The organism is Amycolatopsis sulphurea, assembly GCF_002564045.1.
GTDB lineage: Bacteria > Actinomycetota > Actinomycetes > Mycobacteriales > Pseudonocardiaceae > Amycolatopsis > Amycolatopsis sulphurea.
The window spans coordinates 4,396,005-4,413,565 of the sequence record NZ_PDJK01000002.1 but is presented as its reverse complement, the minus strand read 5'-3'; the positions used below and the strand labels follow the sequence as shown (position 1 = coordinate 4,413,565).

Here is a 17,561-nt window from a genome sequence, read left to right as displayed (position 1 = left end):
AAGGTAAGAAATGGCCCAAGCGGAAAAGGGACGGCCGGTGTCAGGCGGCGTCGAGTTCGATGTCGTCATCAGCACCGACGGAACCGAACTCATCGCCCTCAGCCGCATACGCCTGCTCGCTGGCGAAACCCAGGTCCACAAAGGACTGCTCTTCGGTGTCGGCTTCGCCGGGGTCGACCTCCGCGGCGTATCCGGCGAGTTCGGCCGGATTACTGGTGACGAGGTAGTGCTCGGCGGGCGAGGCAATGCTTTGGAACGCGACGCGCTGGGTGCCCGCCGACAGCAATCCCTGGCCTCTGTCTGCCGACAGCAGGAATTGCCGTTCTCCGGCTGACAGGTCGAAGGTTTGGGTGATCTCGTCGATGGCTTGGGACGCCTGCCGCAGCAGCACTTGGGTCGCGGCGTTGGCTACCACGGCTTTGCCGAGATCGTTCCCGAGAACGTCGGCGGTGTCTTGGGTCGCGACCGTCAGGCCCGCCCAGTGTTTCCGGGAGGCTTTGGCCATCCGGAACAGGAACTCCGCGCCCGACTTCTCTTTCATGAGCAGCCATGCCTCGTCGACGACAACCAGGCGCGGGTGGCGGATCGCGGGATTGGACACCCGCCGCCACACCACGTCGAGGGTGAGCAGTGTGCCGATGGCTTTCAGCTCGTCGGGCAGGTCCCGCAGGCTGAACACCACCAGGTGGCCTTCGGGATTGGTGGTGGTCGGGCCGTCGAACAGCTGCTTGAACGCGCCCTCGACGAACGGGTGCAACCGAGCGGCGAGCTCGACGGCGGCCCGGTCGCCGGCCTGGCCCGCGGTGGCCAGCTGGTCGCGCAAGGTCCGCAAGGTCGGTGAGGGCCGGGTCCAGGTGCGGGCGTCGGCGGTGATCCCCACCGACTGGTACGTCGCGGCGATGCCCCGGTCCAGGGCGGCCCGCTCGGCAGCTTCCAATTCACTGCCGACGAGCACCGCGATGACGGTGTGCAGGAACAGCGACCGCCGCACGAGGGCGTCTTTGGGTGCGGTCCGGCGGCCGTCGGCGCGGGTGTGGATGGGCAGGTCGAACGGGTTGAGCCGGACTCCCGTGGCACCGAGATGGACGTAGGTGCCGCCGACGGCAGACGCCAGTCGGGCGTACTCGTCCTCCGGGTCGACGACCGCGATCTCGATTCCCCGGTACAGGCTGCGCAAGAGTTCGAGCTTGACCAAATAGGACTTGCCCGCCCCACTCCTGCCCAAAATGACGGAGTTGTGGTTGTGCATCCCGTCGCCGAAACGATCCCAGAGCACCAGCCCCTGCGATCCGACGTTGTAGCCGTAGAGCACACCCGACGGTGCGGCCACCGAGGTCGGGTCTGCCGCGGGCAGGTCGGGCGAGGTGAACGGGAACGCCGCCGAGAGCGCACTCGTGTCGAAGGTGCGGCGCATCCCGATCAAGTCCAGCCCCATCGGCAGGGTCGACACCCACCCCTGCAGCGACCGGTAGGTGGTGTGCTTGGCATCCAACAACAGGCTCGCCGCCAGCGAACGCAGCGCCGCCACCTCGTCGGCCAGCGCCCGCTCGGACGGGGCGTGAATGGTGAGGTACAGCCCGACGCGGAACAGCTTGCCTTCACCGCGCGCCACACGGGAGGACAGGTCGTAGGCATCCTCAGTGGCGGCTTCGACCTGCGGGTCGTAGAGGCGGCCGCGCTCGGCGGTGTGCCGCCGGCCGCTCTCGAGTCTGGCGAGCTGCTTCTTCAACCTGGCGGCGGCCGTGGCCGGGTCGATCGGCTCGACATAGAGCGCGACGTCCAGGCGGCCGGGGTAGGTCAACAACGGCGCGAGCCAACCGGGGTGCACCTCACGCGGGAACCCCGTCACGGCGAAGCTGGACACCCACTCGTTGCCGACTTCGAGATGCCTCGCCCCGACGGACAGAGCGTCCGGCGTGAACGCGGCTACCCGGGGGTGCGCGGCGGGCCGAGTGCTGGGATGGCGCTGGCCGCGCCGTGTTCGGGTGGTCATCACAACCGCCCCCTCTCCGGGTAGTCGTCGTCTTCGTCCTCGTAGTCCCAGTCGTCGACCTCGCCGTCGTCCGGGCCGTACTCGTCCGGGTCCACCGCGGCGCGGCCGTCGCCCTGCCAGAACGTGCGGTCGTCGGCGAGGTCGCCGTCGTCGGAGTCGGTGCCGCCGGCGGTGGTGATGACCTCGTCGGCACCGGCCAGGGCCGCCGAGGGCGGCAGCAGGGTGTCGGGGTTGCACGCCGAGGCGAGGACGGCGGTGGCCTGCCCGGCGTCGAGCGGGGTGACCACGATCCCGGCGGGCGAGAGCAGTTCGATCGCCTCGCTGAGGCGGCGCACCAGCCGTGACTCCGCCGCCCGTCGCGCGCCAGCGCTCGCCTGGGTGTTCTCGGCATTCGGGCGGCGTTTGCCGCGGGTCAGCGAGGACAGCATCGCCAGCGGGCCGGGGCCGCCGAGCCCGTCGGTCGGCCCGGCGGCGTCCATTGGCTCCCGCAGGATCAGCAGCACCTGACGGCGCAACAGGTCGGTCTGCTCGCCAAGCTGCACCAGGTAGTCGGCGTGCTCGATGGCGGCTGCTTCCAACGCCGGGTGCGGCAACCCGCCCGCGCGCGCCCGCAGCTCACTGATCTGGCCGGACAGGTCGAGTCGTTCGGTGCGGACCAGCACCTGTACGGGCGCGGTCAGGCTGTGCAGGTAGCGGCCGAAAGATTCGACCAGGGACTCCTGCTCGGACGGTGTCCGCAGGGCGAAGTTCACCGTGGAAGCGACCGCGACGACGGCCAGGCCGTCGGTGCCCAGGTCGACCACGCCGGTGTCGGTGACCGCCTCGGCGGGCAGCCGCAACGCCGACGGCGAGATCTGCTCCGGCACCGCCGCCTTGCCTGTGGCCTTGGCCGACTTGCCCTTGCCGGTGCCCGCGGTCCGGCTCGCGCTCGTGGCGGCGGTCTGGCTGGTCAGCCATTCCGGCGCGGGGCGAACGCCTTCGGGGGCGGCGACCCGGTGGCGCGGTCCCATGCGTTGCCGGATCGCAGCGACCAGCAGCCGGTCCATCGAGATCCCGTCGCGCTGGCCGAGCGCGATGACGACCGCGCTCACCCCGACCGGGATGGCCAGCGCGAGGAACACCGGTAGCGGCACGACCGCGCGAGTGGTGGTCCACCCGGCGTAGAGCACGAGACCGGTCACCGCGAGAATCGCGAGTTGGCGGGCGGTCAGCGGGCCGATCACTTTGTCGGCCATGTCGACGTCGGCGGGAATGCGAACAGGCGAAGTCACGACTTACCTCCGGGCTTGGGTGGCGGCGGGGTGCGCCGCGGCGGTTTCGGCAGGTCCAGCGGGAGCCGGAGCTGCTGCCCGGCGGGCGAGGCCGGTCGCGGCGGTGGCGTCGCCGGTGGTGGGCTCGACGGGCGCGGTGTTCGGCGCACGCCGTCCAGCGGGAGCGGGTACTGCCCGGAGCGGGTGGCCCGGTTGCCCTTGTACGGATCGAAGGGCAGCTCCATCTGAGTGCCGCGCGCTCGAGACCGGGGCGGCGCCGGGGGCAGCGGACTCGCCGGGCGCGAAGTACGGTGCACGCCGTCCAGTGGCAGCGGGTACTGCCCGGAGCGCGTCGGCCGGTTGCCCTTGTAGAGGTCGAACGGCAACTCCATCTGCTGCCCGCCCCGACGCCGACCGCCCGATTGGCTGGGTGATTCCGGAAGCGGCGGCGGCTTGACCCGCTCGGCGTCCAGCGGCAGGCGGTACTGGCCGTCGCGTCCGAGGACCGGTTTGTTCTCCGGCCAGTCGTCCCCGAGTGGCAGCGCCAGCTGGCGGCCCTGCCCGGCCTTCGGTTTCGGCGCGGGAGCGCGCTTGGGCTTGGCGGCCGGTCGGCTGCGGCGAACACCGGCCAGCGGCAGCACGTACTGGCCGTCAGAGGTGGTACGGGTGCGGGCGTACGGGTCCGCCGGTCCGCGACTACCGCCGCCCCCGTTACCGCCGCGACCGCTACTTCCGCTAAACCGGCGAGGCTTACGGCCACCGCCGCCCCGCCCGCCGAGCAGGCCGAAGGTCTTGTAGGCGATGACGCTGCGCGCCAGCGAGCCGAGTAGCGAGCGACCGCCGCCGCCCCTGATCGAGGACAGCACCCAGAACGGGATCTTGAACAGGATGTACATCAGCGCGAGCGCGACGAGCAGGTTGACCAACCCGCTCACGGTCGGGCCGAACAAGGTGAACCCGCCGGGTGCGAGAAACACCTTCATCGCAGTGATCAACGTCAGCGACTGCACGACCTGGATGGCCAGACAGCCACCGAACGCTTTCCACCACCCGCGCGCGATGCCCTCGGTCTGCGGGAGCACATGGAACATCAGCGCGATCGGCGCCCCGGCGATCAGGATCACCGTCAGCGCAACCCGGACGACGTAGGTGACCAGCAGGACGACCAGCATCCCGGCGAGGAAGATGCCGATGAAGATGATGAAGATCCCGCCGTTGAGCGACCCGAGGACGAGGTTGCGCAGCGTCTCTCCGGCCGAGCCGGCGTCCAGGCCACCGCCCATGACCCCTTGTGCGAGTCCGTTGGCGAGCTGAATGCCTTTGGTCGCCACCCACAGCGACAGGGCTCCGGCGAGGAACCCGACCACGATCCGGGGCGCGATCTCCTTGATCGAGTGCCGGGTCTGCAAGGTCTGATAGCCCATCACCAGTATCCCGGCGATGAGGATCAACATCCCGTAACAGGCGAGCAGGATCTGCCAGGAGTTGTCCCACAACTCCCCGATCCGCGGCAGCGAGTCGGGCATAGGGGTAGTAAGCAGCGTCTTGGACAGCAAGTCCAAGAGCGGGTTCAGCGCGGCGGTGACGATGCCCCGGAAGAAGGCGTTGATCGCATTCGTGATGCAGCCACCGATGTCGGTGATCCCGCAGTCGGCCTCGCCGTCATCGCCGTTGCCGGGCTGGCCGGTGCCGGAATTGGTGGGCGGCGCCGAGGTCGGCGGCTGCGGGATGCAGCCCTCCCCCGCGCACGGTGAAGGAGCCGGTGCCGTGGTAGACGGATGCGTGCACTCGGACTGCAGCGAACCGGGGAAGCACGTCACCGGCGTGCCCGGCCCGGCCGGGACTGGTAGCAGACCACCGGTGGGCGGCGGACTGGTCGTGGGCGCGGGCAGATGGCAGACCGGCAACGGCGAGTCCGGTGCGCACAGGTCGCCGGTCGGCAGCGGCAACGGTGGGGGCGGCGCAGGCTGCGCGGCGGCCGGACCGCCCGGCTGCGCGGCGGCGCTCACGGCGAGGGTGCCGCCCAGCACGACGGCCAGACTCAGCCCGAGCATCACCAGCGCTCGGCTTCGCGTCATGCTCAGCCGCCGAACCCATCGTCCGGGCCGACTGCGCCGGCCACCGGCACGCCGCGTGCTCACGACCGGAGGCGCGAGCAGTTCCCGGTTGGCGCCGGTGCCCTCCGCGTGAGCCTGCGCGGACTCGTCCGGGTGCAACCTGTGGAGGATCGGAGCGGCCGACGTCCGACGGCGGACGGGCCTGGTCAGCGCTGAACGGCGAGACATGGCTCAGGCCCCCACGATCCCCTGGAGCACGGTGACGACCAGGGGTGCGAGCGCGGCCAGGCCGTAGCCGATCGCGGCGGCCTTGAAGCACTCCTTGGCCTTCTCCTGCTCGCCGGGATCACCGCCGCCCATCACCCGGCGGACCCCGCCGATGGACAGGAAGACAGTCGCCAAACCAGCGAGAATGCCCATCACCCAGTTGCGAATGCTGGTCAGAACCTGATCAACAGATCCGGCCAGAGCGACCACGACGGTGTCCGCGTGCGCGGCCGAGACGGGCACGAACACCGCGACAAGGACCACGCCCGCGAGCAGCACGAGGGTCCGCCGAAGCGTTGTCCAGTGACGGCCAGCCGACACGGAAGACATCCGAGGTGCAGCGGGTGCGTCGGCGGAAGGCAGAGTGATGCAGGAGGCAACTCGGCGAGCTGCTCCGAGCGAGAGGGTGACGGGTCCACAGCGAGGCCGACGGTCGCTAATGCGACGGTCTAGCCGACGGCGGACGGGCGATTGGGGCAGGCGCATCACGGCACCTCCGGAGTCGTGCTCGACAGCCGCCGCGGTGTTCCGGCCAAGCGGTCGAGCGAGGTGGTCTGCGCGGAAGTGACTGAGGGCCTCCCGCGACCCTCGACTCCGGATTCGGGGACCTTTTTCCAGGCGCGTGACCGAACCGTGACCAACGACTTTCCGCCGATCCTGGTCACGGTGCGTGACTTTCGGGTCGGTCGGTGTGGGGTACGGCTGGCGTCACTCGCGGCGGTGGTGATGGCTGTCGCGTTCACCGCGCGGATCTCCACATCGCGCTCGCGGCGGTCGGCGGGGTCGTCGTGCGGGGCTTGGTCGGTGAGCCAGGCGAGCAGGCGTGCTTCGGCCTGGCTGCGGACCCAGTGCAGGGCGGTGACCTTGACTCCGCGGTCGGCCGCGGCGGCGGTGAGCGTGTAGTCCTCCAGCCGGGTGGAGCCGATCAGTTCGGCCTCGTCGCCGGTGATCGCCCCGTCGGCCACCGCGCGGGCGAGGACGAAGTCCGGGTGTCCCCACGGCGGGGTGGGTTCGCTGGAGTGGAAGTCCTCGTCGGTGGGCATCGGGCGGTCGAGCGCGTCGCGGATGAACAGGTGTCCCGCGCGCAGCCCGGCGCAGCGCAGCCGCCACATGACCCATGGCCGGGCGAGGTCGATGCTCGCCAACTCGGAGAGGAAGCCGGTCAGGATCGCGGCGTGGATGTCGCGGTGGTCGTCGGCATACGGCGCGGACAACTCGGCGGCGATGGCGAACAGTGCGGGCAGCGCGACCCCGACGCACGCGACGGTCCAGGTGCCGCCCTCGTCGCGGGAGCGGGTGACCAGATGGACCCAGATCGGGTCCACGGTCGACATCGGAAGGGTGGCGTCGAGCAGTAGGTCCCGCAGTTCGTCGAGGGGCACCCGCCGGCGGGGCAGGCCGGGAAAGCGCCAGCCCTCGATGGAGACCGGGCTCGGCCCGGTGACCAACCACTCGAACGCCGTACGCGCGGAATCCAGCGGCAGCGAGTCACGCTCGAAAGACGTGCGGCGGAATATGCGATTCGGGGCCATGTCGACTCCTTTACGTGGTCCGGAAAACATCGACCAGGCAAGGAAGTCAAATCAGGTCCACCAAAACGCCACGAAACCGCCACCAAATAGCCTCCAAAACGCCACCGATGATCTTGACTGACCACTTTCAGTCGCCACCAAGATCATCTACAGTCGTCGCGCACGCTCACGTGGAAGGCCGGAGCAAGATCATCTGATGATCACCGGCAATAGCCTATGAGCTGAGAAAACGGTGTTCTGGTGGCGTTTTGGTGGCGATCCGGTAATAGCTCGCAGGGCAAGGAGTGGGCCATGACGCAAGCCTCAACCGTCCCCATGCCTTCAACGTCGCCGGAAAATGTTGATCCTTCTCGACGCTCGGCTCAAACACAGGGCTCAACGCGCACACGCGCACGAGCCTCATATGCACTCTTTGCTTCCGAACAACAGCGAAGTTCGACAATAAAGATTAGATAACAGCCCTGGAAAAGTGGGTCGTTTTTCGGAGTTGGGGGGTGTCACAGGGCGCCAGGTATCGCGGCGCGCACCCCAGAGGTTCTGCGAGGATTCCATGACCCAGTCCGACCACTCCACGAGCCGCGGACCGAAGCGGCGCGGTGACACCACCCGCCCGGCGAGCACCCGCTCCGGGACCCGCCGAGGCGGGGATCGCCGCCCCTATCCGACCGCGTCGACCACCACGAGGGTCAGTCCCGCCAGGCCCGGTTCCGCGAGCACCCGCTCCCGGTCGCGCGGGTCCACGTCGTCGCCCACCCCGGCGACGGTCTGGACGGCCGGCCCGGCGCCGATCGAGCTCGGCACGGCCTGGCCGGGACCGATCGTCAGCAAGATCGTCAGCTCGTTCAGCGAGTCCGGCGCGCGGGTCGCGCTGCTGCCCTGGCCGACCTCCGGCGGCCGTGCGCCGCTCGCACCGGTCGGCGCGGATGGGGTGATCGACCACGCCCCGGCAACCGAGCCGGACCACGCGCTGGCCGACGCGCTCGCCACCGTCGAGGGACTCAACCGGACCGGCCGCGTAGTGCGCGTCGCGGCGGACCCGACCGCCACCGGTCCGGGTGCACGACCGTTCTGGGCCGACCTTGTCGGCGACTCCGATCGCTCGGCCGTGACCGCCTTCCCCTCGGCACGATCGGACCTCGGCGACGAGGTCTTCGACGGCGCCGAGGACGCGCCGGCCGACACCGACCTGATCATCACGAACCTGCGCCCCGAGCACGGCGGCGACCAATCCAGCGACCTCGTGGCGCTGGTCGCGGCACGACTGCTGCGGGTCGGCGGCATCCTCGTCGTGCTCACCCACTGTGACTGGCCCGCCGGTGAGCTGATCGACCCGACCGGCGCGGTCGTGGCCTCGGCGCAGAACGCCGACCTGCTCTACCTCCAGCACATCGTGGCCCTGCACGCGCCGGTGCGCGGCGGCCGGTTCGCCACCGAATCCCTCACCGCACCCAACAGCCCGGCGGCCGAGAACGACGCACGCGCTCGACACCGCGCGGCCGTGCGCGGGCTGCCCGAGCCGCATCGGCGCATCCACTCCGACGTCCTCGTCTTCGCCCAGCCGCACGACTACGAGCCGCCTCGCCGCAGCCCGGCCGACGCGGCGCTCGAGAGCGGAGTCATCCGATGAACAGCGCCCACGTGCCGAACCACACCCAGCCCGGAGACCACCGCCAGGAAGGCACGACTGTGGCCGACGACCGCTTCCCGCGCGCCTTGTCCGACACCCGCACCAACCCGGTCCCGGCCGGTGCGGAGAGCCCGGTGGACGGGCCGACCCAGCGCGTCCCGCGCGCGCTCATCGACGACCTCGACGGCACTACAGGTGCGCCGCCCGAGCGGGTCGCCGACGACTCGGCGGGAGACGTGGCGGTGTCGGTGTGGACGACCGCGCAGACCTCCCCGGCCGCGCAGCGCAAGGGCCGCTACACGCCCGAGTCGACCGCGCACCCCGCGAAGATGCTCCCGGCCGTGGCCGCGCACGCGATCGCCCACTACACCGAGCCGGGCGACCTGGTGCTCGACCCGATGTGCGGGATCGGCACCACCCTCGTCGAAGCACTGCACGCTGGCCGGCGCGCGGTCGGCATCGAGTACGAACCGCACTGGGTCGACGTCGCCCGCGCCAACCTCGCCCTCGCGCACGACCTCGGCGTAGAACACGAGGGCCGGGTGTTCCACGGGGACGCCCGCCAGATCGCGTCGCTGCTGCCGCCGGAGTACGTCGGGCAAGCCGCGCTCGTAGTCACCTCACCTCCGTACGGACCGTCCACCCACGGGCAGGTGTCGGTCACGCCGGGCGCGGGGGTGCAGAAGTACCACCACCGCTACGGCAACACGCTCGACCGCGGGAACCTCGCCAACATCGGGCACCACCGGCTGCTGGCCGGATTCACCCGTATCCTCGCCGGGCTCACCACCTACCTGCGGCCGGGCGGGCACATCGCCATCACCATCCGCCCCTGGCGAGAACACGCCGAACTGATCGACCTGCCCTCGCAGATCCTCGCCTGCGGCCTGCACGCCGGCCTGATCCCGGTGGAGCGGTCCGTCGCGCTGCTGGCGCGCGCCGCCGAGCACGACCTCGTCGCGCGCGGCAGCTTCTTCCAGCGCGACTTCATCCGCAAGCAGCGCGAAGCCGGGCTGCCGCTGCACCTCATCAGCCACGAGGATGTGCTGATTTTCCGCACGGCGCTGCGCCGCTCGGCGGGTTCAGGAATCTCGACGGACCGTCAGAATTCGCGACGGTTCCTCACCGTCCGAGGCGCGACACACCGAGAACCCGAGGTGCGAGTCAGGTGTGTCGAAGAGCTGGGCGGCATGACCACCCGGCCACGCCGCACCCGAGCTCGGTCCGGGCGCGACTCCGTCCCCGCCCTCGTCGCCGTCACCACGACGGCGGCGGGGGCGGTGCGGGCGGCCACGTCGCCGACCATGCAGGACGACGCGACGCAGAACGTGTCGGCCGTCGCGAGCCACGGGCCGGTCGTCGGGTCGGTGTGCACCGGCTACCTCGGACTGGATCTCGGTGTGCTCGCCGCGCTCGGTGGCGGACGCATCGCCTGGGTCGCCGACCCGGACCCGCACATCGCCCAGATCCTCGCCGCCCGGCTGCCGGGCGTGCCCAACCTCGGCGATGTACGCGCCATTGACTGGGCCGCGGTGGAGCCGGTCGACGTGCTCACCGCCGGGTTCCCCTGCCAAGACATCTCCGCCGCCGGGCGGCGCGCGGGCATCGAGAACGGAGCGCGCAGTGGCCTGTGGACCGACATCGTGGCAGGCGTTCGCCTACTACGACCCGCGCTGCTCGTCGTGGAGAACGTCGCCGCGCTTCGCTGGAAAGGCGGAGGTCTCCACCGTGTACTCGGCGACTTGGCCGAAGCAGGGTACGACGCGCTCTGGCGTAGCGTCCGCGCCGCCGACATCGGCGCGGCACACCGCCGCGAGCGGGTGTTCCTGTGCGCTTGGCCCCGTGCCGGCGCTGCCGAGCGCGGAGGCGGAGATGCTGCCGACGCCGACCGCGCACGACGGTTCCTCCAACGGCGTCTCGGCGGCCAGCCGACAGGGCGGCCCGTCGCTGTTGGACCGGTTGCGGTTGCTGCCGACACCGACCGCCTCGGACTCGAAGAACTGCACCCCCAGGACGCAGAGTGGTGGGCCATCGCTGCCCGACGAAGCGCGGCTGCTACCGACGCCGAGGGCGTCGGACACCGGCACGGCCGAGCGTCGGGCGAGGGCCGGGTTCCGGACGCCGATGTCACAGCAGGTGCTCCCACTGGCCGACCCCGAAGCGTTCCTGCCGACGCCTCGGGCGACCGACGGGACGAAAGGCTGCCCGGCGCAACGAGGGTCGAAGGGCGACCTGATGCTGCCCTCAGCGGTGATGCGCCTGCTCGCCCCGAAAGCGGACGGCGGCATCTCGTAGCCATCGCAGACACGAATCTCGACTCATCACCAGCAGCGCACCGCGAGGGCGACTGGGGCAACTACGCGCCGGCCATACGGCGCTGGGAGCAGGTGCTCGGGCGACCAGCACCGTTCCCCACACAACCGGGCGTCCATGGCCGTCCCGTCCTGGCCCCCGCCTTCGTCGAATGGCTCCAAGGGCTTGAGCCGGGCTGGGTGACAGGACTCCCGCTGCCGCGCACCGCGCAACTTCGAGCGCTGGGCAACGGCGTCGTCCCCCAGCAGGCCACGTACGCCGTCGGCTTGCTGCTCGCCGACCTCGCCGTGCTCCTCGGGGCCAGTTCCACCGAGCACGCCGGATACGTGGAGGAGGCAAACGCGGCATGACCAATCCAGCCTCCGCTGACGACGCCGGCCCGGTCTTGCGATGCCTCTCGCTCGGCGCCGGAGTCCAGAGCAGCGCCGTCCTGCTGCTGGCCTGCGAGGGTGTGATCCCGCGCTGCGATGTCGCGCTGTTCGCCGACACCGGCTGGGAACCACGCGCGGTGTACGAGAACCTCGCCCGGCTCCGTGCGCACGCAGTGAAGTTCGGCATTCCGGTGCGCACGGTGTCGGCGGGCAACATCCGCGACGACGCGCTCGATCCGGCCCACCGGTTCGTATCAATGCCACTGCACGTCCTCAACCCCGACGGCAGCCGGGGCTTGGCGCGCAGGCAATGTACTAGCGAGTACAAAATTTCGCCACTGAAGAAGGCCGCGCGCCAACTGCTCGGCTACCCGCACCCGCGACGGGTTCCGCGCGGGGTGTACGTCGAGCAGGCCATCGGCATCAGCACCGACGAGTTCACCCGCGCCAAGGATTCCGGCGTCAAGTACCTGCGCAACGTGTTCCCCCTGATCGACCTCGGCTGGGACCGCAACGCGGTGCGCCGACTATCTCGCCGAGCGCGGGTTCGGTGAGACGGTGAAAAGCGCCTGCGTCGGGTGCCCGTTCCACGGCAACGCGGGCTGGCGCTGGCTGCGCGACAACGATCCGGACGGCTGGGCCGAGGCGGTCGAGTTCGATCACGCCATCCGCGACGGTTACCCGCACGCCACCAAGCAAGGCCAGGAGTTGCGCGGGCAGTACTTCCTGCACCGGTCTTGCCAACCGCTCGACGAAGTCGACCTCGACCCGCCCACTCTGGGAAAGCGGCACCTGCGGCTTGTCTCCACCAGGGCGGTGGAGGAGGACGATCCCGACGGCTGCTCGCCGTGGTCGTGCCGCTCCGGCGCCCCTGCCACCGAGGAACGTGCGGCATGACTGGGCTACGGCGCTCGCCCGTGGAAGCGCGGCACCACCAGCGCGACCGCGAGGCAGACATCCACGCGGGGACAAGGGACCGCGAGCACGCGGCCCGAGGACCGGACGCACCCGGCCTGGCTCGCTTCGCCCGCGCCAGGCCGGAGGCCGGTCGGCCGCCCGCGCGCAGAACTCGCGCGCCTCGTAGTCCTTCACGGAATGGGAGATCCGCCATGCCTTCGAACAACACCGCGCGGGATGAGTCCGGCGACCGTATTCCGCGTTGGGCTGCGACCGCCGGCCGCCAGACCTTCGGGCAGCGCCTCACCGCGATGGGTGCCAGGCTGTTCGGTTCGGCAACGGACCCGGACACCGGTGAGGCTACGCCCTCGTGGCGCGTGCGACAGCACGTCTTGCGCGACTACCACGCCGCGAACCTCGCTGCGGCCCGCACCGTGTCCGAGGAATTGGTGCGCGCCGGTTTCAACACCGGAGACGTCCCCTACGGCTATCGCGCACGGCGAGTCCAGGTCACTCCAGCGGGTCGACGACCGCGCTGGCGCACCCGGCTACTGATCGAGCCGGTCGAAGCGTCCACGGTGCGGATGATATTTGTGTGGAGGGGCGAGGATCGCTTGTCCACCACGGAGATCCGCCGCCGACTCGCCGCGTCGCGCTACCCCGCGCCGCTGGACGCCGAGACGGGCAAGCCCGGCGTGTGGACGGTCGCGATTGTGCGGGCAATCCTGCGCAACCCGAAGTACCTCGGCCGCCAGGTCTGGGGACGCACCCACCACGGAAAGCCGACTCCGCGAGCTGACTGGGTCTGGTCGGAGGTGTGGGTGCACCCACCGCTGGTGACCGTCGAAGAGTTCGCCGCTGCCGATCATCGCTCGTGGGGTGTCCCTACCTCGGCCGAGGCAGGCGACTCCGCGAATGCGCTGTCGCCCGATCACCGGAGGGCCGCGTGATGGCCACGAACCACTACCCGGACGGATTGACGATCGAAGCCATCACCGCACTGCAGAGGGAAGTCAACGATGAACTCCGGCGGGAGGGCTACCCCATTCCGCAGGCTGAGCCCGCGGTGGTTGCGGGCTGGCCAGCCCAGTCCCGAAGGCGCCGGGACGCTCGCTCGTCGCCGCGGCGCGGCGGTTCGCGCAGGCGGGGCGCGGGGCGACCGGGGTCACTGCGCCCGCTGTGGCCCGTACTGCCGACGGTTCGGCGGCAGCACGGATGACACGTCCGGAACGGGGGTCCCGCCCGGCAGCGCCCGTGCACGAGTAGCGCCCGGCAGTAGTTCTGTCCCTTCGACGACCGCCCTGCCACAGCCGTGCAGCACGAGTCGTTCGCGACAGTGCGCACGCTGTCTCCGGCCGGCATGAAATGTCTTGTGCCGCAGGGAAAGTAGGTCGTCGAAGGTGCTTGCCTGCTCGATGTGGACAGAGGTGTCGTGGACCCAACCATGTCGATCAGCGATGACTTTCAGGAGGACCTTCGTGACCACGGTGCCGGAAAACCACGTCGCCACGCAGCCCGTGCGGCGTGGCCGGGCCTCGTCCCGGCCACCGGGCGCGCCCGAAGATCAGTCCCAGCGTCGGCCGCCGTCTCGCCGCCGGCCCGAGTCAACCAGCAGCTCACCGTCGACGAGGCGTAAGTCGGCTTCCGCGCCGAGAACTCGCCAGCAGGTGCCGCTGCCGCCGGGTGTCGACGCGGTCTGCGACGGGCTCACCGTCACCTTCGACATCCGCTACGTCAACGGCGAGGAAGGCGAGCGAGTGGCCGCCGCGCAGGCAACCGCCGTCTCCGCGTTGCTGAACTGGCTCACACATCGCGACACTCCGAACACCTCGGACCAGGGCGGCAGCGGCTGGGCGGGCAAGGAAGGACGAGCGGCATGAGCGCCCTCCACTCCGACTCCGCGCCACTGGCCCTGCGCCGCCCGCAGCCAGCCGAAGAGGACATGACCGCATTGGTCGGGCTCGGCGGCGGGGTCAGCGAAGTCCCGGTCGCGGTGTTCCTGCGCACCTCGACCCGTGACCTTCAAGACCCGACGCTGTCGCTGCCCCGGCAGCTCGACAACTGCCGCAAAGTCCTGCCGCCGGGGTTCGTCATCGTCGCGTTCTTCTACGACGTGGAGTCCTCCCGCAAGGATCTCGACCAGCGCGGTCTGGGCAACGCCCACGAGGCGTTCAACATCCCGATCCCCCGCGACGGCGGCTTGGCCGACCTGCTCGCCGAAGCCCAACACCCCGGCCGCCGGTTCGAAGCCGTCGTGGTCGAGGAGATCGAACGCGCCGCCCGATGGACCCACCAGTCCACCCAGCTCGAACACACCCTGGAGAAAGTCGGCGTCCCGCTGTTCGCCGCCGACGAAGGCCCGATCTCCATCACCGAGAAGCGCGCGACCCAGATCCTGGTCCGCCGGATGAAGCAGGGCGTCGGCGAGTGGTTCCTCCGCCACACCCTCGAGCAATCCTGGGAAGGCTTTCGCGAACACACCAAGCAGGGCTGGAACATCGGCAAGGCCCTCTACGGCTACACCCTCCAGAAGGTAGAACACCCCGTCGCCGCCAAGCGAGAAGAGGGCAAGACCAAGTCGCGGCTGCTGGTGGACTCCGAACGCGGGTCGACGGCGACGCAGATCTTCCTCTGGCGACACGACGAGAAGCTCGCCTACAAGGTGATCGCCGAACGCCTCAACCTCGATCTCGACCGCTACCTGCCACCCCAGCCCAATCGACGCGAGCGGGCGCGCAACTGCTGGACGGTCTCCTCGGTCCGCGAGATCCTCTGCAACCCGAAGTACACCGGCTACATGGTCTGGAACCGGCGTGCGAGCAAGAAGGGCGGGAAGCTCAACCCGCCCGACAAGTGGATCTGGTCACCCGAGCCCACCCACGAGCCGCTGGTCACCCTGGAGATGTGGAAGGAAGTCCAGGAGATCGCCACCGGTCGGCAGGGCTCCCGGATGGCCGGACCGAACCGGCACCCGGCCACCCGACGCACGTACGTCCTGCGGCACTACGTCCACCACACCTCCTGTGACAAGCGCATGTTCGGCAAGACCCGCCGGGAGCTGGCCTACTACACCTGCCAACCCCAGCTGGACCGCGTCGGCAACCCACAGGACTACGCCGACCACCCCCGCTCCGTGTACGTACGTGAAGACCGGCTACTCGACTGCGTGCAGACCTTCTTCGCCCAGCGGGTCCTCGGCCAAGACCGCACCGTGCTTCTGCGGCACCAGATGGCGAGTCAAGGCATCCATGAACGCCAGGACCACAAGAAGCGGATCGCGGCGATCGAGAAGGCCATCGCCGAGCTCGGCCGCCGCCAGGACAACCTCATGGACGAGCGAGAAGCAAAGACCCTCGACGACAACGACGAGGCCGGACGCGCGTGGGCCGAACGACTCCGCACCCGCTTCGCAGACCTGGAGAACCAGCGACGGACCAAGCTGGCCGAGCTAGACGAACTCCGAATCGTGGCCGAACGGGAACAACCTCAACAGCCCGAACTGCTCGACATGCTGCCCCAACTGTCGCTCGACCTGGCCGACGCACCCGACCCGCTGCAGCGCGGTCTGTACGAAGCCTGCGGCATGAAGGTCTACTACGACCACACCACGCGCAACGTCACCATCCGCGCCACCCTACGCGGTGAAACGGTGCCAGCCGTGGAACAAGCAGCCGCCATCATCGCCCTGAGCAGCGCAAACACTGGCGCCGAGGTGCAGGTCCCGCCGCAACCGGCATCGGGCGATGATGTTGCCCATGTTTTGCGTGTCCTGCCGGGGGCACAACGGGCCTGGTCGAAGCACCTTTCGACCAGGCCCGGCGACGGCCGCCGAGCCCCCCGGCCACATATGGACCATAAACGGACCGGCCCGGGGCACTCGGCGAGTCGCGGCGAGCCCGACGCGACCACCAGCGGAAACTCCGCGGAGCGAGCGCATCGATCACGATCCGTTCACCCGAACGGTTTCCGCTTCGAAACCCGACCGTGGCCCCGAAGATCATTCTTCCGTGCGCCCACAGTGGACACCGCCTGCAGACGGTCGGACCCCGGCCCGCAGCACAACCGAACGGCACGGCGCCACCAGAGCCGCCGGACTGATCTCCACTTGAGACACACCCGTTACCTCAGGCCGGAAAGCCCACAACGGCACCGCATCCAGTCGGCACAGTCCGTCGCCACCAGCCAAAGGAACTCCCTATGAATCTGCACCCACCGCCCGGCCGCCGCGCGCCGAACCACGCCATGCGCGCCGCCTTCTTCGACGAAGCTCGGCGAGCCGGCCTCGTGCGCCGCCGCATCCTGAAGCTGCAGCACTTCGCTCACCATCCACCCATCGCCGCGCCGGCGCGGCGCGCGGAACGTCCGGCCGGCGGCGATCTCCGGCCCAGAACCGAGACTGCTCTGCTCCGTGCACGAGCCCGGCAGGCACCGATACAGCTCCGCTCGACTTCGGCAGCTCGAACGATTCATCCGGATCTCGGCTGGACCACGCAGCATGAACCCATCAGAACCAAAGAGATGGCGACTTCCGTTGCCCCGAACAAGGTTTCGATAGCCGATTACCAGCGGGGAGAACCGATCCGGTACACACAAGGCACTGCCGGGGTCGTCGACATGCCTGACGACCCCGAGAGAGGAAAGCGGTCAGCCCTTCGGCTCGAGCACGAACACCGGGATCAGACGATCGGTCTTCGCCTCGTACTCGGCGTACCGCGGGAAGGCAGCGACCGCGTGGCCCCACCATCCCGCACGCTCGTCGCCCTCGACTTCGCGAGCGACATAGGTCTTGGTGACGGTCCCGTCCTGAAGCACAACCTCCGGGTGAGCCCTGAGGTTGTAGTACCAGATCGGGTGAGTATCGGCCCCTCCCCGGGAAGCGACCACCGCATAGCTGCCCTCATGCTCCACGCGCATCACCGGGGTGTAGCGGAGCTTTCCCGACTTTGCACCCTTCAAGGTCAGCAAAACGATCGGAGAACCCTGCACGGTCAGACCCTCGGTCGTGCCGGTTTCGAGGATCTTCTTCGTCTGGTCCTGTACCCAGCCAGTGGGGCTGAGTTCAACAGCATTTTCCGTCATGTCCGTGAGCAACCCACTTCACACCGTAACTATTCCACCGAACCGGGCCGATGCCCTCCCCTCGCCGGACCGGCCGAAGGAAGCCCGCCCACGGCGACGGCCGGTTCCCCGGGCTAGCCCGATCCGGGCGGCCCGGTAACCGGCAGCGCCTGGCATCGGCAGTATTCAGGAAGAG

At 69.7% G+C, this 17,561-nt stretch carries 13 protein-coding genes and 1 pseudogene; 8 read left to right on the top strand and 6 right to left on the bottom strand.

Translation table 11 applies throughout. The features are described from left to right. Positions 1-40: 40 nt before the first annotated feature. From ATK36_RS26295 to ATK36_RS26275, 5 genes are all read right to left on the bottom strand, one after another. Positions 41-1,993: a VirB4 family type IV secretion system protein gene (locus tag ATK36_RS26295; protein ID WP_098513933.1), complete on the bottom strand. Its 1,953-nt coding sequence runs from the start codon at positions 1,991-1,993 to the stop codon at positions 41-43. After that, on the bottom strand, positions 1,993-3,228 hold the full coding sequence (locus ATK36_RS26290; RefSeq protein WP_387000214.1) for a PrgI family protein: 1,236 nt from the start codon (positions 3,226-3,228) through the stop codon (positions 1,993-1,995). The genes ATK36_RS26295 and ATK36_RS26290 overlap by 1 nt, the downstream gene beginning before the upstream one ends. 32 nt (positions 3,229-3,260) lie before the next feature. Further along, positions 3,261-5,321 (bottom strand): TrbL/VirB6 family protein, encoded by a 2,061-nt coding sequence (locus tag ATK36_RS26285; RefSeq protein WP_245915174.1) that lies wholly within the window; start codon positions 5,319-5,321, stop codon positions 3,261-3,263. A gap of 210 nt (positions 5,322-5,531) precedes the next feature. Beyond that, positions 5,532-5,897 (bottom strand): pilin, encoded by a 366-nt coding sequence (locus ATK36_RS26280; RefSeq protein ID WP_098513930.1) that lies wholly within the window; start codon positions 5,895-5,897, stop codon positions 5,532-5,534. A 155-nt stretch (positions 5,898-6,052) separates the two neighbouring features. Beyond that, entirely contained in the window at positions 6,053-7,099 is a 1,047-nt protein-coding gene (locus ATK36_RS26275; RefSeq protein ID WP_098513929.1) for a hypothetical protein, read from the bottom strand. 550 nt (positions 7,100-7,649) lie between these two features. Here ATK36_RS26275 and ATK36_RS26270 point away from each other — a divergent pair. The 8 genes and pseudogenes from ATK36_RS26270 (at position 7,650) to ATK36_RS26235 (ending at position 16,508) form a co-directional block, all read left to right on the top strand. Further along, the gene (locus ATK36_RS26270; RefSeq protein ID WP_098513928.1) at positions 7,650-8,726 is read left to right on the top strand and encodes a hypothetical protein; all 1,077 of its coding nucleotides are present in this window, start codon (positions 7,650-7,652) and stop codon (positions 8,724-8,726) included. Further along, positions 8,723-9,793 (top strand): annotated as a pseudogene (locus ATK36_RS26265) (TRM11 family SAM-dependent methyltransferase); the annotation flags it as partial. The gene ATK36_RS26270 and the pseudogene ATK36_RS26265, both read left to right, overlap by 4 nt. A gap of 123 nt (positions 9,794-9,916) precedes the next feature. After that, the gene (locus ATK36_RS26260) at positions 9,917-11,389 is read left to right on the top strand and encodes a DNA cytosine methyltransferase (RefSeq protein WP_342752097.1); all 1,473 of its coding nucleotides are present in this window, start codon (positions 9,917-9,919) and stop codon (positions 11,387-11,389) included. Next, the gene (locus ATK36_RS33890) at positions 11,386-11,964 is read left to right on the top strand and encodes a hypothetical protein (RefSeq protein ID WP_245915172.1); all 579 of its coding nucleotides are present in this window, start codon (positions 11,386-11,388) and stop codon (positions 11,962-11,964) included. The genes ATK36_RS26260 and ATK36_RS33890 overlap by 4 nt, the downstream gene beginning before the upstream one ends. A 4-nt stretch (positions 11,965-11,968) precedes the next feature. Then, entirely contained in the window at positions 11,969-12,307 is a 339-nt protein-coding gene (locus ATK36_RS33885; protein ID WP_245915170.1) for a hypothetical protein, read from the top strand. 212 nt (positions 12,308-12,519) lie between these two features. Further along, positions 12,520-13,257, top strand: a complete 738-nt coding sequence (locus ATK36_RS26245; RefSeq protein ID WP_098513926.1) for a recombinase family protein — start codon at positions 12,520-12,522, stop codon at positions 13,255-13,257. A 717-nt stretch (positions 13,258-13,974) separates the two neighbouring features. After that, on the top strand, positions 13,975-14,187 hold the full coding sequence (locus tag ATK36_RS26240; protein ID WP_098513925.1) for a hypothetical protein: 213 nt from the start codon (positions 13,975-13,977) through the stop codon (positions 14,185-14,187). After that, complete coding sequence (locus ATK36_RS26235; RefSeq protein WP_098513924.1) at positions 14,184-16,508, top strand: recombinase family protein; 2,325 nt, start codon at positions 14,184-14,186, stop codon at positions 16,506-16,508. The genes ATK36_RS26240 and ATK36_RS26235 overlap by 4 nt, the downstream gene beginning before the upstream one ends. 443 nt (positions 16,509-16,951) lie before the next feature. On the opposite strand, the gene ATK36_RS26230 is transcribed toward ATK36_RS26235, so the two are convergent. Then, positions 16,952-17,386 (bottom strand): nitroreductase family deazaflavin-dependent oxidoreductase, encoded by a 435-nt coding sequence (locus tag ATK36_RS26230; RefSeq protein ID WP_098513923.1) that lies wholly within the window; start codon positions 17,384-17,386, stop codon positions 16,952-16,954. Positions 17,387-17,561 lie beyond the last annotated feature (175 nt).